At 69.9% G+C, this 21,657-nt stretch carries 16 protein-coding genes; 12 read left to right on the forward strand and 4 right to left on the reverse strand.

What is annotated here, in order from left to right; genetic code table 11:
• Window positions 1–12 precede the first annotated feature (12 nt).
• A complete protein-coding gene (locus tag ACIP9D_RS21760) occupies window positions 13–645 on the forward strand; it encodes a hypothetical protein (protein ID WP_350873863.1) in 633 nt (210 codons plus the stop codon).
• Window positions 646–702: 57 nt separating this feature from the next.
• A complete protein-coding gene (locus ACIP9D_RS21765) occupies window positions 703–1,752 on the forward strand; it encodes a hypothetical protein (protein WP_350873864.1) in 1,050 nt (349 codons plus the stop codon).
• Between the two features lie 19 nt (window positions 1,753–1,771).
• Here ACIP9D_RS21765 and ACIP9D_RS21770 read toward each other — a convergent pair whose 3' ends face one another.
• Complete coding sequence (locus ACIP9D_RS21770) at window positions 1,772–2,962, reverse strand: cytochrome P450 (protein ID WP_350873865.1); 1,191 nt, start codon at window positions 2,960–2,962, stop codon at window positions 1,772–1,774.
• Window positions 2,963–3,229: 267 nt separating this feature from the next.
• On the opposite strand from ACIP9D_RS21770, the gene ACIP9D_RS21775 reads away from it, so the two are divergent.
• From ACIP9D_RS21775 to araA, 10 genes are all read left to right on the forward strand, one after another.
• Window positions 3,230–6,328, forward strand: a complete 3,099-nt coding sequence (locus ACIP9D_RS21775) for a beta-L-arabinofuranosidase domain-containing protein (protein WP_350873866.1) — start codon at window positions 3,230–3,232, stop codon at window positions 6,326–6,328.
• An 866-nt stretch (window positions 6,329–7,194) separates the two neighbouring features.
• Window positions 7,195–8,199 (forward strand): LacI family DNA-binding transcriptional regulator, encoded by a 1,005-nt coding sequence (locus tag ACIP9D_RS21780; protein WP_350873933.1) that lies wholly within the window; start codon window positions 7,195–7,197, stop codon window positions 8,197–8,199.
• A 254-nt stretch (window positions 8,200–8,453) separates the two neighbouring features.
• Window positions 8,454–9,299 (forward strand): hypothetical protein, encoded by an 846-nt coding sequence (locus ACIP9D_RS21785; protein ID WP_350873867.1) that lies wholly within the window; start codon window positions 8,454–8,456, stop codon window positions 9,297–9,299.
• Window positions 9,300–10,002: 703 nt separating this feature from the next.
• Window positions 10,003–10,995 (forward strand): ABC transporter substrate-binding protein, encoded by a 993-nt coding sequence (locus ACIP9D_RS21790; RefSeq protein WP_350873868.1) that lies wholly within the window; start codon window positions 10,003–10,005, stop codon window positions 10,993–10,995.
• 132 nt (window positions 10,996–11,127) lie between these two features.
• Complete coding sequence (locus ACIP9D_RS21795) at window positions 11,128–12,705, forward strand: sugar ABC transporter ATP-binding protein (RefSeq protein WP_350873869.1); 1,578 nt, start codon at window positions 11,128–11,130, stop codon at window positions 12,703–12,705.
• Complete coding sequence (locus ACIP9D_RS21800) at window positions 12,702–13,787, forward strand: ABC transporter permease (protein ID WP_350873870.1); 1,086 nt, start codon at window positions 12,702–12,704, stop codon at window positions 13,785–13,787. Before ACIP9D_RS21795 ends, ACIP9D_RS21800 begins: the two co-directional genes overlap by 4 nt.
• Window positions 13,784–14,842, forward strand: coding sequence for an ABC transporter permease subunit (locus ACIP9D_RS21805; RefSeq protein ID WP_350873871.1), 1,059 nt, complete (start codon window positions 13,784–13,786; stop codon window positions 14,840–14,842). Before ACIP9D_RS21800 ends, ACIP9D_RS21805 begins: the two co-directional genes overlap by 4 nt.
• A 50-nt stretch (window positions 14,843–14,892) precedes the next feature.
• Window positions 14,893–16,632 (forward strand): ribulokinase, encoded by a 1,740-nt coding sequence (gene araB, locus ACIP9D_RS21810; RefSeq protein WP_350873872.1) that lies wholly within the window; start codon window positions 14,893–14,895, stop codon window positions 16,630–16,632.
• Entirely contained in the window at window positions 16,629–17,384 is a 756-nt protein-coding gene (locus tag ACIP9D_RS21815; protein WP_350873873.1) for an L-ribulose-5-phosphate 4-epimerase, read from the forward strand. The genes araB and ACIP9D_RS21815 overlap by 4 nt, the downstream gene beginning before the upstream one ends.
• Window positions 17,381–18,895 carry an L-arabinose isomerase gene (gene araA / locus ACIP9D_RS21820; RefSeq protein WP_350873874.1) on the forward strand — a complete coding sequence of 505 codons (1,515 nt, stop codon included), beginning with the start codon at window positions 17,381–17,383 and terminating at the stop codon, window positions 18,893–18,895. Before ACIP9D_RS21815 ends, araA begins: the two co-directional genes overlap by 4 nt.
• Before the next feature lie 64 nt (window positions 18,896–18,959).
• Here the strand turns inward: araA and rraA are convergent, their stop codons facing one another.
• The 3 genes from rraA to ACIP9D_RS21835 are packed head-to-tail and all read right to left on the reverse strand — an operon-like array spanning window position 18,960 to window position 21,656.
• Window positions 18,960–19,442 (reverse strand): ribonuclease E activity regulator RraA, encoded by a 483-nt coding sequence (gene rraA, locus ACIP9D_RS21825; RefSeq protein ID WP_350873875.1) that lies wholly within the window; start codon window positions 19,440–19,442, stop codon window positions 18,960–18,962.
• A gap of 58 nt (window positions 19,443–19,500) precedes the next feature.
• Complete coding sequence (locus ACIP9D_RS21830) at window positions 19,501–21,006, reverse strand: tripartite tricarboxylate transporter permease (protein ID WP_350873876.1); 1,506 nt, start codon at window positions 21,004–21,006, stop codon at window positions 19,501–19,503.
• Window positions 21,006–21,656, reverse strand: coding sequence for a tripartite tricarboxylate transporter TctB family protein (locus ACIP9D_RS21835; RefSeq protein WP_350873877.1), 651 nt, complete (start codon window positions 21,654–21,656; stop codon window positions 21,006–21,008). The genes ACIP9D_RS21830 and ACIP9D_RS21835 overlap by 1 nt, the downstream gene beginning before the upstream one ends.
• Window position 21,657 lies beyond the last annotated feature (1 nt).

Below are 21,657 nucleotides of genomic sequence, written 5' to 3' on the forward strand. Positions count from 1 at the left end.
ATGGAGCATCGCATGAAGACGTTCAAGCGTAAGCGGCTGGTCGCGGCGGGCGCCGTCGGTGCCGCCCTGGCCGGGACGATGGCGCTGCAGGCGCCGGCCCTGGCCGATCCCGACGACAGCGCCGACGTACGGGTGACGGTCGACATCGAGGAGATCCGGGAACCGGGCGTCCTGGCGATGTCGATCGCCGGTGACTCCGTCGCGCTCTCCGAGGACGGTTCGACGCTGCTGGTACGCCAGTTCGTCGGCACCCTGCCGACCGTGACCGTCACCGACACCCGTACCGAGGAGGAGGTGCCGGCGGGCGCCGCGTGGGCCGTGCTGGGTAGCGCCACCGATTTCGCCGGCAGCGCCGGCCAGGCACCGATCAGCGCCGGGCACCTCGGCTGGGCGCCACGCCTGCTCGACGGCGGCGACACCGGCCTGGTCACCGAGGGCGAGGAGGTCGGGACCGTCCTCGACGAGCCGACCCAGCCCGGCAACAACGTGGGCCTGGTCGACCAGGAGCTGCTGGTCTCGACGTTCGACTCCGGGGCCGTCGCCGGCGACTCGTACTCGGTCAACGCCGACCTGTACCTGCGTACCCCGGTGGAGGTCGCCGCCGGCGCGTACACCTCGACCTTGACCCTGTCCCTGTTCGAGTAGCGCACGGGTGGGGGGCCGCGCGGCCCCCCACCGCGCCCCCATGTCGAAGGGCTCCCCATGAACCGAACCCTGCCGCGGTTGCTCGCCGTGCTGGCCGCGCTGCTCGTCACCGTGCCGATCGCGCCCGCCGCCGCGGTGGCGCAACCGGCCACTCCGACGCTCACCTGGTCGGTCCAGCCGGCCGACCGGCACGGCCCGGACGGCCGCCGGTGGATCGAGCGCACGCTCGACCCGGGTCAGGTCGTGACGGAGCACCTGGCCGTACGCAACTTCAGCGACGGCAGTGCGGTCTTCGCCCTGAAGGCGGCCGACGGCTACCTCACCGACAAGGGACGCTTCAACATGCTCGCCTCCGACCAGGAATCGGTCGACGGCGGCACCTGGATCCAGGTGCAGCAGAACGTCACCGTCGGCGCCGGAGAGACGAAGGTGGTGCCGTTCACCATCACCGCGCCACCGGACGCCACACCGGGGGACCACCCGGCCGGTATCGCGGCGACGATCACCAGCGCCGGGGGTACGGTCGCCGTCGAGAGCCGGGTCGGCTTCCGGGTCATGATGCGGGCCAGCGGCACGGCCACGGCAGCCGTGGCGATCAGCGACCTCACCGCCAGGTACCGGCGCTCGTGGAACCCCTTCTCGGCCGGCGCCATCGAGATCAGCTACACCGCGACGAACGACGGCAACGTGGCGGCGACCAGCAGCGGGCGAGTGACGGTCGCGGGTCCGTTCGGCCTGGGCAGACAGAGCGCCCCGGAGGCCAAGGGCGAGGAACTCCTGCCGAACGGCAGCCGAAAGGTCGGCAACCGTGTCGCCGGCGTCTGGGCGTTGGGCCCGCTGCGGACGAGGGTCGACGTGACCCCCGCCGTCCTCGGCGGCGATCAGGGCGCCGTCGACATCCGGTCGGCCTCGGGCACGGTGACGGTCTGGACAGTGCCCTGGCCGCAACTGGCCCTCGCCGCTCTCCTCGCCGTCCTCGTCCTCGCGTTGCGGGCCCTCGCCCGGCAGCGCCGTCAGCGGCTCGGACGGCTGCTCGCGCAGGCCCGGGAGGAAGGCCGGGCGCAGGGCCGGGAGGCCACCCTCATCGGTGGTCCACCACCGGCATGACGCCGCCGGACGCCCCGCCTCACACCTCGAGCGGCAGCTGATCGTGGTGGAGTCGGAAGCCGTCGAGGTCGGCGGGGTCGACCGCGAGACGCAGGTCGGGAAGCTGTTGCGCGATTCGCTCGATCATGATCCGGCTCTCCAGTCGAGCCAGGTGAGCCCCGAGGCAGAAGTGGATCCCATGCCCGAAGGCGATGTGCCTGCGGACGTCCGTGCGGTGGATGTCGAACACGTGCGGCCGGTCGAACACACCGGGGTCCCGGTTGGCCCCCCACAACGACAGGGCCACGCGGTCGAAGGCGGGAATCCGCCCGCCGGCCAGGTCGACGTCCTGAAGGGCGAATCGCGGTGGCACGATCTCGACCGGCCCCCGGAACCGGAGTGTCTCCTCGACCACCGCCGCGGCCAGCAGCGGGTCGTCGCGCAGCGCCCGCCACTGCCCGGGGTGCGTGAGCAGGAGGCGGATGCCGTTGCCGATCAGGTCGACGGTCGTCTCCTGGCCGGCGACCAGCAGCAGCTGCACGAGCGCCACCAGCTCGTCGCGATCAAGCTGGTCGCCTCGCTCCTCGATGGTCACCAGCTCCGAGATCAGGTCGTCGGCGGGCACGGCCCGCCGCCGGGCGGCCAGCTCGTCGAGGTACGCCCCGAACGCCAGCGTGGCCGCCGAGCTTCCGTTCCCGGCCGACACGATCGCCGCCGACCAGGCGCGGAACTGCGGCTGGTCCTGCTCGGGAATGCCGACCAGCTCCGCGATGACGTTGACCGGCACCGGGTCGGCGAGGTCGACGATCCCGTCGATGCGTCCGAGTTGCCGCGCCCGCGCGACCAGCTGGTCGGCGAGGTGGCTGATCCACGGCTCCAACCGGGCCACCGCGCGGGCCGTGAAGCCGCCGCTGACCAGCCCCCGCAGGCGGGTGTGGTCCGGCGGATCGAGGCTGATGAGCTGCCGGGACTCGATTCTCGCCAGTTCGGACAGTTCGTGCGGGGCAGGTCGCCGACCGCCGGGGCAGTGCCGTTGGACCTCGTGCCCTATCGCCGGGTGGCGCAGGGCCTGCAGCACGTCGGCATGTCCGGCGATCACCCAGAACCTGGTGCCCGCCGGGTCGACCTGAAGGACGGGTTGGCCGGCGGCTCGCACCCGGTCGTAGAACGGGTGCGGGTCACGGCGTACCGCGGGGTCCCACAACTCCGAGACGCCGAACTCGGCGGCCACGTAGCCTCCATGAAGGGCAGTTGGGTGAGCGCTAACATAGGACTGTTTCGCACAGATGTCAACCAGGTCAGAGTGCTTGTCTGCGCGGGTGAGCGGCCATAGAGTTAACGCTCACAATCCCGGCGCGGTCCCGAGGCCTGCCGCCGAAAACCCAGTCCCCCTCCGCGGCCGCCGAGTGCGTTCGACGTCGGTGGGCCAAGCGCAACGGTTTCGTGCAGGAAACGGCCGAGCGGTCAGTCCCTAGCTACCTGGGAAGGATGATCCACAGTGGTTGAACCCGAGAAGGTCCCTGTCAGCCGGCGCCACGTTCTTCAGGCATCGGCGATCGGCGTGGCCGCCGCGGTCGGCGCGGGCGCGCTCCCGGCGGCAGCCGCCGAGACGGCGACGGCCACCGAGGCCGCAGCCGGCCCGGCCCCGCTGCCCGCGACCCCACCCGAGCCCGGCCCCGGCGGCACCGCCCCGGTCCGGCCTTTCCAGCTACGCGACGTGACCCTGGGCAACGGCCTGCTCCAGGAGAAGCGCGACCGCACGAAGGACTACCTCCGCCAGTTCGACGAGCGGCGCTTCCTGGTGCTGTTCAACAACCAGGCCGGTCGGCCGAACCCGCCGGGCGTCGCCGTGCCCGGCGGCTGGGAGGACGGCGGACTGCTCAGCGGTCACTGGGCCGGGCACTACCTGACGGCCCTGGCCCAGGGCTACGCCGACCTCGGCGAGCCGATCTTCAAGACCAAGCTCGACTGGATGGTCGACGAGCTCGCGGCGTGCCAGGCCGCGATCACCGCGCGGATGGGCAACGGCGGCCCGGGCGGCGAAGATCCGGAGGAGCCGGAGATCGGTCGGGTGCCGGGCCGCTTCGGCAACGCCCTCCGGCTGAACGGCCCCAGCCGGGCGCAGCACGTCACCCTTCCTCAGGAGGCGATCAGCCAGCTCGCCGACTTCACCATCGCCACCTGGGTGAATCTCGGCGCCACCCAGAGCTGGAGTCGGTTGTTCGACTTCGGTCAGAACACCACCGTCAACATGTTCCTGACCCCGCGTGCCGGCGTCACCGGCAACGTGCCTCGGTTCGCGATCACGGTCAGCGGCGGCGGTGGGGAACAGCGGATCGACGGCAACGCGGCCCTGCCGACCAACCAGTGGGTGCACCTGGCCGTGACGCTCACCCAGAACACCGGCACGCTGTACGTCAACGGTCAGCAGGCCGGCCAGAACACGAACATGACCCTCAACCCGTCCCATCTCGGAAACCCCGGAAACCGGTGGATCGGGCGGTCGCAGTACGGCGACGCGTTCCTGGACGCGACCATCGACGAGTTCCACATCTTCGACCGGGCCCTGAGTCCGGCGGAGGTCCAGTCGATGCAGGACTCGCCGACCGGGAGCACCGCCGGCGGATCGATCGCCTGGTACCGGTTCGAGGAGGAGGGCGGTACCGCGATCAAGGACGCCTCGCCCAACGGGCGGGACGGCGGCATCGTGGCGAGCCAGAGCAGCGGGGCGGCAGACTGGGTACCGACCCACCCCGGCTATCTGGGCGCGCTGCCCGAGGACACGGTACTGCGGCTCGGTCCGCCGCGGTGGGCCGTGTACGGCGGCAACGCGGCCACCAACACGTGGGCGCCGTGGTACACGCAGCACAAGATCATGCGCGGTCTGCTCGACGCGTACTACCACACCGACAACCAGAAGGCCCTCGACGTGGTCGTCAAGATGGCCAACTGGGCGCACCTCGCGTTGACCGTCGGGGACAAGAACCACCCCCAGTACACGGGCCCGATCACCCGGGACAACCTGAACTACATGTGGGACCTCTACATCGCCGGCGAGTCCGGCGGCGCGAACGAGGTGTTCCCCGAGATCTACGCGCTCACCGGCGACGCGAAGCACCTGGACACCGCCAAGTGCTTCGACAACCGGGAGTCGCTGTTTCAGGCCTGCGTCGAGAACCGCGACATCCTGGTCACCACGCCGGCCACCCGCCCCGGCCGGCGCCGCCCGGATCGGCTGCACGTCAACCAGCACATACCGCAGTTCGTCGGATACATGCGCGTCTACGAGCACAGCGGGGACCACGAGTACTTCCAGGCCGCCAAGAACTTCTACGGAATGCTCGTCCCGCACCGCAGGTACGCACACGGTGGGTTGGGCGGGAACTTCCCCGGCTCCAACAACAACACCGAGTTGTTCCAGAACCGGGACAACATCGCGAACTCGATCGCCCAGGGCGGTGCGGAGACCTGCAGCGCGTACAACCTGCTCAAGCTGGCCCGCAATCTGTTCCTCCACGAGCACGACCCCGCGTACATGGACCACTACGAGCGGGGGCTGCTCAACCAGATCGTGGGTTCGCGGGCCGACACGACGAGCGTCAGCAACCCACAGGTCACGTACTTCCAGCCGTTGACCCCGGGCGTCACCCGTAGCTACGGCAACACCGGGACCTGCTGCGGCGGGACGGGCCTGGAGAACCACACCAAGTACCAGGAGACGATCTACTTCAAGTCGGCCGACGGCAAGACGCTGTGGGTCAACCTGTACGCGGCGTCGACGCTGACCTGGGCCCAGAAGGGCTTCGTCATCACCCAGGAGACGAATTACCCGCGGGAGGACCACACCAAGCTGACGGTGAACGGCCGCGGCCGGCTCGACATCAAGCTGCGGGTGCCGAGCTGGGTGCAGCGGGGCTTCTTCGTCACGATCAACGGGGTCCACCAGAAGGCCACTGCCAAGCCTGGCAGCTACCTGACGTTGAGCCGCACCTGGAAGCCGGGCGACACCATCGAGATCCGGATGCCGTTCAGCATCCGGATCGAGCGGGCGCTGGACCGCCCCGACACGCAGTCGATCTTCTGGGGTCCCCTGCTCATGCAGATCCTGGGGAACCCGGGGGGTGGCAGCTACCGTGAACTGTCCCTGTACCGCCACCTGAAGCGGGATGGAGACTACGGTCGCTCGGCGATCACCCATGCGAGCACCACGGCTGCGGGTGACCCGCTCTTCACCACGCACGACTTCACCCTGCGGCCGTACTACATCAGTGACTCGCAGGCCGCCTCGTCGTACTTCCGCCGGGTCGAGCCGACGGTGGTGTTCGGATCGGTCGACACCGGCGTGCCCAACCGCAAGCGCGACGACAACCTGCCGAACTACGACGTACCGGTGGCGGGCATCACGTCGCCCGGCGACGACGGCCCGACCTTCCTCGACCTGGTCTGGGATGAGGCGCCCTTCAAGAATCACGGCCAGTTCGTGTCGACGGTCAACCGCGTGGCGGCCGAGTTCCGCCGGGCGGGGATCTTCACCGAGGAGGAGCGGGACCTCGTCGTCACGCACGCCGCCCGATCGAACAAGGAACTCGCCCCGTAGGCGACGCCCCGTCGTCCAGCACGCCGACGAACGCCGCGGCCCGGTCGAGTCGACCGGGCCGCGGCTGGGCGGCGTACGGGCGAATCGCGGTGTCGCTGTGCTGACGCCGGCTCCGGTGGCGTCCTGACCGGCGGATACGATCCCGTGTTTGTCGGTCACGACAGTTCGCATTCGGGTTAGCTGCGGAGTTCGACGATTGGCGCGGCCGCATTCGGCCCACCGACGGTATCGCGGCCGCTCCGCTGGGCAACGCCGGCCCGGTAAGACCCCCGGCGATTTCGTGGGACGCCGATTTGTTTCTCCAATCACCGTCGCGCAGGACCCGGCAAGCGTGGGTAAGTGTGCTGCGGTTCGAACGGCAACGTCGGAACGGTGACGGGAAAATGTCGGCGCGACGGGCTCGCGCGACCGGTGGCCGCGGCCGGCTTGCGGTGCGCGGACGCAGGTCGGCGCTGGTCCGCCGTGCGGGCGACGCCGCGCCTTCACCGCCGGGTGGCGGCCGGCGGCGGCCTGCCGCCGGCCGCAAAGTGCCCGCGACAGGGCCGGTTACCTGTCCGGTCCGGGTCCGGAACAGGCCGTTCGGTTAATCGGCCCGACAAAGACCCCCAGTCGCGTCTGGCAGCGCCAGCGGAAAGGGCGAGAATGTCGCAGCCACGATTCCGTGAGAACCTCGACATGCTTCACCGGGGTGGCCCCGCCGTGCCGCGGTAAGCGCGGCAACTGGCGTAGACTCGGCGATCTGGCGGCGGTAGCCGGAAACAGCATCAGTGTGCCGTCCGCAACAGAGCACCGGAAAACTCCGGGTCGATTCGGTGAACACCGGCTGGCCACGGTTCCAGCAGGCAGGCGGGGAGAGCGACATGACCATGCGCGGTCCGGCGATGACGGACGTGGCCCGCCTCGCTGGCGTCTCCCACCAGACGGTTTCCCGGGTGCTCAACGGGCATCCCAACGTGCGCGAGCAGACCCGCCTGCGGGTGCAGGCGGCGATCGCCGAACTCGGCTACCGGCCCAATCGCGCGGCTCGGGCACTGGTCACCGGCCGGTCGCAGGTGATCGGCGTGGTCGCGCAGAACACCACCCTCTACGGCCCGGCGTCACTGCTCGCCGCGCTCGAACAGGCGGCGGCCGAGACGGGCTTCGCCGTCAGCGTGGGCAGCGTGCGCGACCTGGACCACGAGTCCATCTCCGCGGCGGTGGAGCGGCACCTGGCGCACCGGGTCGCCGGCATCGTGGTGATCGCGCCGGTCGAGTCGGCCGGCGAGGCGCTGGAGCGACTGCCCAAGGACGTTCCGCTGGTGACGATCGACGGTGACCCGCGGCGACCGGTGCCCCTGGTGACGGTCGACCAGGTCGCCGGTGCTCGGGCCGCCACCCAGCACCTGCTCGACGCCGGGCACCGCACGGTCTGGCACGTGTCCGGGCCGCCCGGCTGGTTCGACAGCGCAGGGCGGATCGAGGGCTGGCGGGAGGCGTTGGAGGCCGCGGGGGCGGAGTTGCCGCCGTTGATGCCGGCAGACTGGTCCGCGGCGGCCGGCTACCGGTGTGGACAGTTGCTCGCCCGGATGCCGGAGGTCACCGCGGTCTTCGCGGCCAACGACCATCTCGCGCTCGGTGTGCTGCGCGCGCTGCACGAACACGGCCGGCGGGTGCCGGACGACATCAGCGTGGTCGGTTTCGACGACGTGCCGGAGGCCTCGTACTTCATCCCGCCGCTGACCACCGTGCAGCCGGACTTCGCCGCGGTGGCTCAGGCGAGTCTGGAGATGCTGCTGACCCAGATCGAGTCGGGCGGCGTCACCGCACTGCGCCACTCCATCGCGCCGACCCTCATCGAGCGGGAGAGCGTGGCCGGTCCGGCCCGCCGCTGACCGCGGCTCTGGTGGCGCCACCGCCCCGGCGCGCACCACCACGACCTCGGCGACCAGCTCCCGGTCGACCAGACCGGTTCGTGCTCCGCGTGATGGGCTTCCCGACGTCCGCCTTGACCCGGAGCCCGCTCGACTGCCTGCCCTCGAGAGGCACGATGAGGAGCACGCCGGAAGGAGACGATGAGGGCCGGTCGCCTGGGTTCGGCACCGCCGGAATCTGCACTGAGACAGGCTCGACACCTGGAGGAGCGACAGTGGCAGAGAAGAAGACCCATCCTCCTGTCGCCCTGGGTCGGGCGCGGCTTCGGTGGCGGATGTCCCCGTCGTGGGTGGGGGTGCTCGTCGCGGTGGTGCTCGTCGCGGTCGTCGCGGCCGCCTTGACGCCGTTCAACGGCAACTATTACGAGGTCGCGATTTACAACGATCCGCAGACTAGCGAGGAGCGGTACGAGCAGGTCATGGTCGACGTGTTCATGGCCCATACGTCCGGCTTCTTCTGGGGCCAGTTCATCGCGCTGCTCCTCGGCGCCTTTCTTGCGTCACGCCTGCGCGGGATGCGATGGGCGCTGGCGGCGGCCCTGTCCGTCGGTGTCCTTCTCGCGGCAGTCAACTTCGCTGCTGCATGGCACTCGTCCAGCGATATCCGGCGCTGGCTGGCGTGGCGGGCTGAGAAGTCCGCGGGGTTGCCCATCGACCTGCTCTCCGATGACCGTTTTCACCATGTCCTGGCCGCGGGGCTGGCCGCGTTCCCGATCGCGGCGATCGCCGGAGTCGGCCTCGGCACCCTGATCGCGCCGCTGCTGCGCTTGCCGGCTGTCGCCGTGGCGAGCATCGCGCTCCTCTCCACGGTGTCGTACGGTGCGTTCGCCGCGATACTCGGATGGCTCGTCGCGATCGCGGACTCGGAGCCTGTTGCGCTCTTCGTCGTACTCGCGCTCCTGCCGCCGACGGCGGTCACGCCCTCCGTGGTCCGCACCGCCATCGGCGACCACGGCGGCGCCTTCACCGTCACGATGCTGACCAGCGGCGTGGCGTGGGCGCTGCTCCTGACCATCGCCGGCTGGATCGTCGAAGGGCGTCGAACGCGATCAGTTCGCTGACCGGCCGGCGCTGCACGATCGCGAAATTCCTACCCTTCGATACTCACGCGCCTTCCACGGCGCACCGTTCTCGGCGACGCGGGTGGGGGGAGCCGAACGATGCGACGGCCGGGCATAGCGGGCGGAGGGTGCGCCGCAGGCAGCGGTGGGGCAAGAACGTCGGCGAGCTCGTCTGGTAGCGCTAACACAGCGCCCGTTCGATTTCTGCCGGTGCTCTCCATCTGACGGGTGTTACGGCGACGGCGTTCCTGGCGAGACCGGGAGCAGCCACGCTCAGCGGTCGGTGGCGCTTTGGCGGTGCCGCACGAGTTTGGGGACGGTAGGTCCTCCGTCGGAGGGGTGTGGCGGTGGAGCCGGCGTCGCCTCGGTGCGCCGTTCATTTCATGGCCGGGGATAGCGTGCCGGGTCGTCCATGGACGCGAGGCGGGGTAGCACGTGCTCGTCGGCGCGTTGGCGCAACGAGGGGCGCCCGGTTGCGTCCCCGATCGCCTGAGGCGGTGTTGCCTGAGGCCGGGCCATGGGGCGGGCCCCCCGTCTGGACGTTTCCACGGTCCGGTCTGAGTCGAGTGCCGACGGACGGGTTGTGGCTCATGAGTGTTAGCGATAACATCTGACCGCTCCTTAACACCCTCGACGTAACCAGCAGGACATAACTGCCACCCGACTCAGGACTGCGTCGGGCGGATCTTGAGGAGGAGACCGGATGACGAGAACCAAGCTTTTCCGTCGGCTGCTGAGCGTCGCCAGCGCGGGAGTCCTGGCAGTGGGTCTGGCGGCCTGCTCCGGCGGCGGTGACGACGCCGGCGGTGACGACGGCGTGACCACGATCGGCTTCGTGGCCGTCGGCCCCGAGGGCGCGTGGCGCCAGGCCAACGAGGCCAACATGCAGGAGACGTTCACCAAGGAGGCGGGCTTCGAGTTGAAGTACGCCCCGGCCACGAACCTGGACCAGAAGTCGCAGATCGATGCCTTCACCTCCTTCGTGGACGAAGGCGTGGACGTCATCCTGCTGTCCGCGACCGAGGGCTCGGGCTGGGAGGACTCGCTCAAGCGCGCCCAGGAGGCCGAGATCCCGGTCATCCTCATCGACCGCGGTATCGAGCCCGACGCCACCGACCTGTACGTCACGCGCATCGCGCCGGACAACCTCAAGGTCAGCAGCTCGGTCGCCAGCTGGGCCGTCGAGACCTTCCCCCAGGGCGCGAGCTACTTCGTGCTCGAAGGGCCCGCGGGCGTCTCGGTGGTCAACGAGCGCAACAAGGGCTGGGACGAGGTCATCGGCGCGAAGCCCGGGTTCAAGAAGCTCGGCGCGCAGACGGCCAACTGGTCGACGGAAGAGGCGAAGAGCGTCTTCGAGACGGTGCTCAAGTCGAACAACAACAAGGTGCAGCTCGTCTTCGCGCAGAACGACGAGATGGGTCTCGGCGCGGTCCTCGCCGCCGAGGAGGCCGGTCTGGTGCCCGGCAAGGACGTCAAGATCGCCACGATCGACGGCACGAAGAACGCTCTCCAGGCGCTGGCGGACGGGAAGCTCAGCTTCGTCGCGGAGTACAACCCGCTGTTCGGCGAGACCGCCCTGGACGTCGTGAACAAGGTGCTCAAGGGAGAGAAGGTCGAGTCGTACATCGTCGTGCCGAGCCTGACGTTCGACTCGCCGGACGCGGCCACGAAGGTCCTCCCCGAGCGGAAGTTCTAGCTCCGGGCGCACGCCCGGTAAGCCCGGACACGGATCGGCGGTGCTGGCGCCTTCCGCAGGGAGGAAGGCTCCAGCACCCCACTACTGAGAGTCGGTCGTGGTGGTTGCAGGCGGCGGTTGCGAGGTAAGGGAATGACAGGTTCACTGCCGATTGTCGAGATGCGCGGAATCTCGATCGCGTTCCCCGGCGTGAAGGCGCTCGACAACGTCGACTTCCGGCTCCTCCCGGGTGAGGTCCACGCCCTGATGGGCGAGAACGGAGCCGGCAAGTCCACCCTCATCAAGGCGCTGACGGGGGTCTACCGGATCGACTCCGGATCCATCCTGATCGCGGGCCAGCAGCGGAACCTGCACGGCACCGCCGAGGCCCAGGCGGCCGGCATCTCCACCGTCTACCAGGAGGTGAACCTCTGTGCGAACCTGACGATCGGTGAGAACGTCATGCTCGGACACGAGGTACGCGGGCGGTTCGGGGTGAACTGGCGGGCCACCAACAGGGCGGCCACCGAAGCGCTCGCCAAGCTGGGGCTCGGGCATCTCGACCCGCGTCGCCCGCTGGCCAGCATCTCGCTGGCCCTGCAGCAGCTGGTGGCGATCAGCCGGGCGATGGTCACGGACTCCAAGGTGCTCGTCCTCGACGAGCCCACGTCGAGCCTCGACGCGAACGAGGTCGACGGACTGTTCCGGGTGATGCGCCGGTTGCGTGACCAGGGCGTGGCGATCCTCTTCGTGTCGCACTTCCTCGACCAGGTGTACGCCATCAGCGACCGCCTCACGGTGCTGCGCAACGGAAGGTACGAGGGGGAGTACGTCACCCGCGAGCTGGGCCGCACCGCGCTGATCTCGAAGATGATCGGCAAGGACCTCGACACGCTGAAGTCGCTGGGATCCAACCGGGAGACCGAAAATCGCGACCGTAGCGTCGTCCCCCTCGTGAAGGCGACCGGGATCGGCCGGGCGGGTTCGATCGAGCCGACCGACCTGGACCTCCATCGTGGTGAGATCGTCGGCTTCGCGGGCCTGCTCGGCTCGGGTCGTACCGAACTCGCCCGGCTGCTCTACGGGGCCGACCGCGCGGACAGCGGCGAGGTGGAGATCGAGGGGGAGAGGTCGGCGCTGCACAACCCGGTCGACGGACTGGGACACCGCATCGCCTACTCCACCGAGAACCGCCGCGAGGAGGGCATCGTCGGCGATCTCACGGTTCGCGAGAACCTCGTCCTGGCCGTTCAGGCCAAGCGGGGCTGGGCGCGGCCGCTGTCGCGCCGTGAGCAGGACGCCATCGTCGGCAGGTACATGACCGCGCTGAACGTGCGCCCCGCCGATCCGGAGCTGCCGATCAAGAACCTTTCCGGGGGCAACCAACAGAAGGTGCTGCTCGGCCGTTGGCTCGCCACCGACCCGCAACTGCTGATCCTCGACGAGCCGACCCGGGGGATCGACGTGGGCGCCAAGGCGGAGGTCCAGGAGAGCGTCACCGAGCTCGCCGAACGCGGCGTCGCCGTCGTGTTCATCTCCTCGGAGCTCGAGGAGGTGGTGCGGCTCAGTGAGCGCATCCTCGTCCTGAAGGACCACCGCAAGATCGGCGAGATCGTCAACGGGCCTGACGTCACGGCCGAGGAGGTCGTCGCGATCATCGCCGCACACGGCGAGGAAGCCGCGCTCGACAGCGCCATCATTGATCCCGAGGAAAAGGACGGCACCGCGTGAGTACGACAGAGCGGCGGACCGGCGTGGCGGTGCGTGGCCTGATCCGCAAGCAGTACTTCTGGGGCATCATCGCGATCGTCCTGCTCCTGCTGGTGAACGTGGTCAAGGACCCGGCTTTCCTGGCGGTGTCGGTCAACTCGTTGAACGGCAACCTGGTGGGCAACCTCGTCGACATCCTCCGGGCGTCGGCGCCGATCCTGATGATCGCGGTCGGCATGTCGCTGGTCGTGGCGACCGGCGGGATCGACCTGTCGGTCGGCTCCCTCATGGTCGTCGCCGGCGCGGTCTCCATGGAGTTCATCAACGCGAGCGGCGACGGCGCCTCCGGCGGGGTCGCGCTCGGCGCGCTGGGGCTGGCCCTGGCGGTCAGCGCGCTGCTGGGCGTCGTCAACGGCCTGCTGGTCTCGGTCGTCGGGCTTCAGCCGTTCATCTCCACGCTGGTCATGATGCTCGCCGGCCGCGGGCTGGCGAAGGTGATCACGTCAGGGCAGAACACCGCCGCCACCAACGAGCCGTTCCGGTGGATCGCGAACGGATACGTGATCGGGCTGCCGGTCGTGGTGCTGCTCGCCGTCGTCGTGGTGGTGATCGTCGCGCTCGTCGTCCGTCGCAGCGCGCTGGGGCTGATGATCGAGGCCGTCGGTATCAACCCCAAGGCCAGCCGGATGGCGGGGATCAAACCCCGCGGTCTGCTCATCACGGTCTACACGCTCAGTGCCGTCCTGGCCGGCATCGCCGGCGTCTTCGCGACAGCGAGCGTGATGACCGTCGACGTCTCCCGGACCGGATATCAGCTCGAGCTGGACGCGATCCTCGCCGTGGTGATCGGCGGCACCTCTCTCGCCGGCGGCAAGTTCTCCCTCGGCGGCGCGGTCGTCGGTGCCCTGCTGATCGCGACGCTGGACAAGACGATCGTGTTCCTCGGCGTCTCCTCGTCCGCGACGCCGGCCTTCAAGGCCGCCGTCATCATCGTCCTGTGCCTGCTTCAGTCGGAGCGGGTACGCGGCCTGTTCAGGCAGCGACGCGTACCGGATGCCCGCGTACCAGGCGCCGAGGCGCCGAGAGCGAGCGTGACCGCATGACCATCACCGCTCTTCCCGGCGGTCCTTCCGGGACGCCGTCGAAGTCACCGATCCCCCGGATGCGGGATGCCGCGGTACGGACCTGGCGGACGAATCTCGCCGCCCTGCCGACCCTCGCGGCGGTCGTGATCTTCATTGCGATGATCGTCTACGGCGAACTCGCCTACGGCCGCATCACGCAGTACAACACCCTGTCGAACCTGCTCATCAACAACGCCCACCTCGTGATCATCGCGGTGGGGATGACGTTCGTGATCCTGACCGGCGGAATCGACCTGTCCGTCGGCGCCGTGATCGCGTTCTCCAGCGTCGCCGGGCTGCTGCTGGCCAACGCCGGGTGGAACCCGTGGGTGGTGATGCTGCTGATGATCGGGTTCGGCACGCTCTTCGGCGTCGCGTCCGGCGTGCTGATCCAGTACTTCAACGTGCAGCCCTTCATCGCGACGCTGGCGATGATGTTCCTCGCCCGCGGGCTGGCCTCGACGCTGAGCACCACACCCGAACGGCTCGCCGACGACTCGTCCATCAGATCGCTGGCCACCAAATTCAAGATCATCGACGGTGAGCGGGTCAACGACCTGGTCCTCACGCCCGGTGTGCTGATCGCCGCCCTCGTCGTCATCGTCGGCTTCTTCGTGCTCCACCGGACCCGGACCGGTCGCACCGTGTACGCCATCGGCGGCTCCGAGCAGTCCGCCACCCTCATGGGCCTGCCCGTGGTGCGCACCAAGCTCTGGGCGTACGCGATCAGCGGCACCTTCGCCGGACTGGCCGCGGTCGTCTACACCGCGCGGTTGGGTATCGCCCAGAACATCACGGGCATCGGCTGGGAGCTGGACGCGATCGCGGCCGTCGTGATCGGCGGCACGCTGCTGACCGGCGGCGCGGGATACGTCCTCGGGTCGGTGATCGGGGCGCTGGTTCTCGGACTGATGAACGTGCTGATCACCCGGGACGGCGGGATCCGGCCCGAGGCCACAACCATCATCACCGGCGGCATCCTGCTGGTCTTCGTGCTGCTGCAGCGGGCACTGACCGCACGAAGACGCCAGTAGGGACGGTATCGATCGTGCAGGTTCGCCAGCGTGTTGACGGAGGTGTCCGGGTGGACAACAACGGTAGTCAAGAGCGGTACGTGATCGGCGTCGACTACGGCACCCTGTCCGGCCGGGCGATCGTCGTCCGTGTCTCGGACGGGGCGGAGCTCGGCTCAGCAGTCCACGAGTACGAGCACGGCGTCATGGACGACGTCCTCTCTGCCGCACCGGCCGGCGCCGGACCGGTGCGGCTCGGCCCGGACTGGGCACTGCAGGCGCCGCAGGACTACGTCGAGGTCCTCAAGCACGCGGTCCCGGCCGCGGTCGCGGCGGCGGGGATCGACCCGGGCGAGGTGATCGGCGTCGGCACGGACTTCACCGCCTGCACGATGGTGCCGACGCTCGCCGACGGCACTGCGCTGAGTGACCTGCCCGAGTTCGCCGCACGACCGCACGCCTACGTCAAACTCTGGAAGCACCACGCCGCCCAGCCGCACGCGGACCGCATCAACGCCCTCGCGCATGACCGGCGCGAGCCGTGGTTGGCGCGCTACGGCGGCCTGATCTCGAGCGAGTGGGAGTTCGCGAAGGGCCTCCAGTTGCTGGAGGAGGACCCCGAGGTCTACTCCCGGACCGAGCACTGGGTCGAGGCGGCCGACTGGATCGTCTGGCAGCTCACCGGCAGGTACGTGCGCAACGCCTGCACGGCCGGCTACAAGGGCATCTACCAGAACGGCGAATATCCGAGCCGGGAGTTCCTCGCGGCACTGAATCCCGACTTCGCGGGCTTCGCCGACGACAAGCTCGCCCACGAGATCGGTCAGCTGGGGGACGTCGCGGGCACCCTGAGCGCCCGAGCGGCGGCGTGGACCGGGCTGCCCGCGGGCATCGCGGTGGCGGTGGGCAACGTCGACGCGCACGTCACCGCGCCGGCCGCGCAGGCCGTCGAGCCCGGCCAGCTGGTCGCGATCATGGGCACTTCGACGTGCCACGTGATGAGCCACGACCGCCTCGCCGAGGTCCCGGGCATGTGCGGTGTCGTCGACGGGGGCATCGTCGCCGGACTGTACGGCTACGAGGCCGGCCAGTCCGGGGTCGGCGACATCTTCGCCTGGTACGTGCACAACCAGGTGCCGCGACGCCTGCACGACGAGGCCGCCGCGGCGGGCCGGAGCATCCACCAGCACCTGACGGAACTGGCCTACGCCGAGCCCGCCGGCGCCCACGGTCTCGTGGCACTGGACTGGCACTCGGGCAACCGCTCGGTGCTCGTCGACCACGAGCTGTCCGGCGTGATCGTGGGCCAGACCCTCGCGACCCGCCCCGAACAGGGCTACCGGGCGCTGCTCGAGGCGACCGCGTTCGGCACCCGCGTGATCGTCGAGACCTTCGCCGCCGCCGGCGTGCCCGTGACGGAGTTCATCGTCGCCGGCGGGCTGCTGAAGAACCCGCAGCTGATGCAGACGTACGCGGACGTGCTGCGGCTGCCGATCTCGGTGATCGCGAGCGAGCAGGGCCCCGCTCTCGGTTCGGCCATCCACGCGGCCGTCGCCGCCGGCGCGTACGCCGACATCCGGGCCGCCGCCGCCACGATGGGCGCGGTCCACCGCTCGGTCTACCTCCCGAACGAGGCGGATGCCGCGGTCTACGACCAGCTGTACGCCGAGTACCGCACGCTGCACGACTACTTCGGTCGGGGCGCGAACGGGGGCATGAAACGACTGCGCGCCCTTCGTCGCGCCGCGCTGCGCAACGCCAACCGGGCGGCGGAGACCGCCCCCGAGCTCGTCGAGGGAGTCAGGGCATGAGTGGGTTGTTCAGCGACGACGTGCAGTCGGCGATCGATGCCATCCGGGTGGACGTGGCGCGCCTGCACGGTGAGCTGACCCGGTACGGGCTCGTCGTCTGGACGTCCGGCAACGTGTCGGGCCGGGTGCCGGGCGCCGACCTGTTCGTCATCAAGCCGTCCGGGGTCTCCTACGACGAACTGGCACCCGAGAACATGATCCTCTGCGATCTGGCCGGCACGGTCGTCCCGGGCACCCCCGGCAGTGACCGGGCGCCCTCGAGCGACACCGCCGCGCACGCCTACGTGTACCGCCACATGCCCGACGTGGGCGGCGTCGTGCACACGCACTCCACCTACGCCACGGCGTGGGCGGCGCGCGGCGAGGAGATCCCTTGCGTCATCACCGGAATGGCGGACGAGTTCGGCGGGGCGGTCCCGGTCGGGCCGTTCGCGATCATCGGTGACGACTCGATCGGCCGCGGCATCGTCGAGACCCTCACCGGCCACCGCTCGCGGGCCGTACTCATGCAGAACCACGGGCCGTTCACCATCGGCGCGACGCCGAGGGACGCCGTGAAGGCCGCGGTCATGGTCGAGGATGTCGCGCGCACGGTGCATCTCGCCCGCGAGGCGGGGACGCTCATCCCGATACCGCCGGAGGCGATCGACCGCCTGTACGACCGATACCAGAACGTGTACGGACAGGCCGACGACGCCCGCCGCGTCCCCCCGGCCCAGGACGCCCCCGCACAGGAAGAGATCTACGCATGACCCGCAGCCCGCTCGCCACCACCTTCGAGCCCTACGAGGTGTGGTTCCTGACCGGCAGCCAGGACCTGTACGGCGAGGAGACCCTCCGCCAGGTCGCCGAGCAGTCCCGGGCGATCGCCGAGGAGCTCGGCGCCGGTGTGCCGGTCCGGGTCGTCTGGAAGCCCGTCCTCAAGAACCCCGACGCCATCCGACGCCTCGCCCTCGAGGTCAACGCTGCCGAGAACGTCATCGGCGTCATCGCGTGGATGCACACGTTCAGCCCCGCGAAAATGTGGATCGGTGGCCTGGACGCGTTGCAGAAGCCGATGCTGCACCTGCACACGCAGGCGAACGTCGAGCTTCCGTGGGCCGACATCGACTTCGACTTCATGAACCTGAACCAGGCCGCGCACGGCGATCGCGAGTTCGGATACATCCAGACGCGCCTCGGCGTCGCGCGCAAGACGGTGGTCGGCCACGTGTCGAACCCGCAGGTCATCCGGCAGGTCGAGGACTGGCAGCGTGCGGCCGCCGGATGGGCGGCGGTCCGCAGTCTCAAGCTCGCCCGGTTCGGCGACAACATGCGCTACGTCGCCGTCACCGAGGGCGACAAGGTGGAGGCCGAACTGCGGTTCGGCGTGCAGGTCAACACGTGGGGTGTCAACGAGCTGGCCGATGCCGTGGCCGCGGTGGCCGACGCCGACGTCGACGCCCTCGTCGCGGAGTACGAGGAGTTGTACGACGTCGTGGCCGAGCTGCGCGCCGGCGGCGAACGGCACGCCTCGCTGCGCAACGGCGCCGCGATCGAACTGGGCCTGCGCTCCTTCCTCGAGGAGGGCGGCTTCGGGGCGTTCACCACGAGTTTCGAGGACCTCGGCGCGCTGAAGCAGCTACCGGGTCTCGCGGTGCAGCGGCTGATGGCCGACGGCTACGGCTTCGGCGCGGAGGGCGACTGGAAGACCGCGATCCTGGTCCGCGTCGCCAACGTGATGGGTGCCGGTCTTCCCGGCGGCGCGAGCCTCATGGAGGACTACACCTACGATCTGGTACCCGGCTCGGAGCGCATCCTCGGCGCCCACATGCTGGAGGTCTCGCCCTCGCTCACGACGTCGAAGGCACGCCTGGAGATCCACCCGCTGGGCATCGGCGGCAGGGAGGACCCGGTCCGGCTGGTCTTCACGGCGGATCCCGGTCCCGCCCTCGTCGTCGCGATGAGCGACATCCGGGACCGCTTCCGCCTCGTGGCGAACGTCGTCGAGAACGTCGCGGCGCCCGACCTGCCGAGGCTCCCCGTCGGCCGGGCCGTGTGGCGGCCCATGCCCGACTTCGCGACCTCGACCGCGTGCTGGCTCGTCGCCGGCGCCGCCCACCACACCGTGATGACGACGGCCGTGGGCCTCGACGTGTTCCGCGACTTCGCCGAAATCGCGAAGACCGAACTGGTCGTCATCGACGAGAGCACCACCGTTCGAGACTTCCAGCGGGAGCTGCGGTGGAACCAGGCGTACTACCGCCTGAGCCAGGGGCTGTGAGCCGGTGGAGGGCCGCCGGTGTTCCGGCGGCCCTCCACTGACCTCGCTGACCCTGCCCGGAGGGCTACCGCCGCGCGTGCACCGGCAGGACGACGACACCGTCGTCGTCGCTGTGCACCTCGGAGCCGGGGGAGAAGACGCAGTTTCCGAACATCACCGGCACGTCCCGCTCGCCGGCGCCGCTCTTCGCGCTCTTGCGCGGGTTGGCGCCGAGCGCCTTGATGCCGATCGGCAGCGTGGCCAGCGCGGCGACGTCGCGGACCGCGCCGTTGATCACCACCCCCGCCCAGCCGTTCTCCGCCGCGGCCGCCGCGATCAGATCGCCCATCAGGGCGGTGTGCACCGACCCGCCGCCATCCACCACCAACACCCGGCCCGCTCCCGGCTCGGCGACGATCGACCTGACGAGGGCATTGTCTTCGAAGCAGCGCACCGTGACGGCCGGCCCGGCGAAGGCGCGGACGCCGCCGAACTGGCGTAGCTGGGTGTCGCACGAGCCGAGCAGGTCGCCGTAGCGGTCGTAGAGGTCGGCGGTGGGCGTCAGCATGTCGTTTTCTCCCTGGTCGGGGCGGCTCAGCGGAGTTCCCTGTGGACGGTGAGCACGCTCATCCGGTCACCAGCCTTTCCCGAACTCCTCGCCCGACGAAGCGGCCGAGCAGCGGCCAGAGCAGCACCACCAGAACGGTGGCGTAGATGGTCCAGGAGACCCAGCCGCCGATCAGACCGTTCAGCTCGCCGCCGGAGAGCTGCAACGCGCGCCGGCCCTGCAACTCGGCACGGGGACCGAGGATCACCCCGACGATCAGCGGCAGGATCGGCAGCCCGAAGCGCCGCATGCCGAATCCGAGCAGGCCGAGGGTGAGCAGCAGGAACAGGTCGAACGGTTGGGCGTTGACCGCGTACGCGCCCATCGAGGCGAAGAAGAGGATGCCGGCGTAGAGGTACGGCCGCGGAATGCGCAGCAGCCGGGCCCACGCGGGCGCTAGCGGCAGGTTCAGCACCAGCAGCAGCAGGTTGCCCACGAAGAGGCTGGCGATCAGCGTCCAGACCAGGGTGGACTCCCGCTCGAAGAGCAGCGGGCCGGGTTGGATGCCGTACTGCTGGAAGGCGGCCAGCATCACCGCGGCGGTCGCGTTCGTCGGCAGGCCGATCGCCAGCATCGGCACCAGCGTGCCGGCGGCGGAGGCGTTGTTCGCCGCCTCCGGGCCGGCGACGCCCTCGATCGCGCCCCGACCGAACTCCTCCGGGTGCTTCGTCAGCTTCTTCTCCGTGGCGTACGACAGGAAGGTCGGGATCTCCGCGCCGCCGGCGGGCAGCGCCCCGAACGGGAACCCGTACGCGGTGCCGCGCAGCCACGGCTTCCAGGACCTTTTCCAGTCCTGACGCCCCATCCACGGCCGTCCGACCGGGATCACCTCGGCGGCGCGTCGGCGCAGGTGCGCGGCGATCCAGAGCGCCTCGCCGACGGCGAAGATGCCGACCGCCACCACGACCACGTCGATGCCGTCGGCGAGCTGCGGGATGCCCAGGGTGAGCCGCTGCTGGCCGCTGACCGCGTCGATCCCGACGGTGCCGATGACCAGGCCGAGCAGCAGCGAGGCGAAGCCGCGTATCCGGGAGGCGCCGAGCACCGCGGTGACCGCCACGAACGACAGCAGCATCAGTGCGAGGTAGTCCGGCGCGCCGAGGCTGATCGCGAACTGCACCATCGGCGGGGTCACCAGCACCAGCAGCAGGGTGGCGATGGTCCCGGCGACGAACGAGCCGATCGCGGCGGTGGCCAGCGCCTGCGCGGCCCGACCCGCCTTCGCCATCTTGTTGCCCTCGATCGCGGTGACCACCGACGAGGACTCGCCCGGGGTGTTCAGCAGGATCGAGGTGGTGGAACCGCCGTACATGCCGCCGTAGAAGATGCCGGCGAACATGATGAACGCCTGGGTGGGCTCCATGCCGTAGGTGACCGGCAGCAGCAGCGCCACCGTCATCGCCGGGCCGATCCCGGGCAACACGCCGACGGCGGTGCCGATGGTCACCCCGAGCAGCGCGATCAGCAGGTTCATCGGGGTCACCACGTTGGCGAACCCGTCGAGCAGGTTTCCGAGGTTGTCCATCACAGGATTCCTTGCAGCACACCGGCGGGCAGGCTCACGCCGAGCCCGATGGCGAACGTGTAGAAGGTGATCAACGACAGCGCGACGGCGATCAGCAGGTTGCGCACGTGGTGCCGGTTGCCCAACGCGAACGCCGAGCCCCAGAAGAGCAGCGTCCCGCTGATCACCCACCCGAGCGGGTCGATGAGCACCGCGTTGACCAGGAACGCGCCGATCAGCAGCAGCACCGTCCGCCAGTCGATCGGCGTGGTGAGGTCGACGTCCTCGCCGGCCTCCGGCTCGCCGCGGCCGCCACGGGCCACGTCCACCGCGTAGATCGCGGCGACGATCAGCAGCAGCACGCCGAGCAGGATCGGCAGCGGCCTCGGGCCGATCGGGTCCGCGGTGCTGATCGCGTGCCCGGTCCGGATCCCGTCGACGATGACCAGCCCGCCGACCAGGACGAGGAACGCGCACACCCCGTACTGGGCGCGGTCCGGTCGGGCAGCCGGTTCCGCGACGATCTCCGCGACGGGCGCAGCCGGCGGGTCGGTGGCCGGGGCTGTCGCCTCCGGGCCGCTCGGTTGTGCCGGCACCGGGGGTACGACCGCCGGGGTGTCGGCGGCCGACCGGGGCGGCGGGTCGCCGCCCCGGTCCGGTCGGGTCGTCATG

The organism is Micromonospora sp. NPDC093243, assembly GCF_044753725.1.
Lineage (GTDB): Bacteria > Actinomycetota > Actinomycetes > Mycobacteriales > Micromonosporaceae > Micromonospora.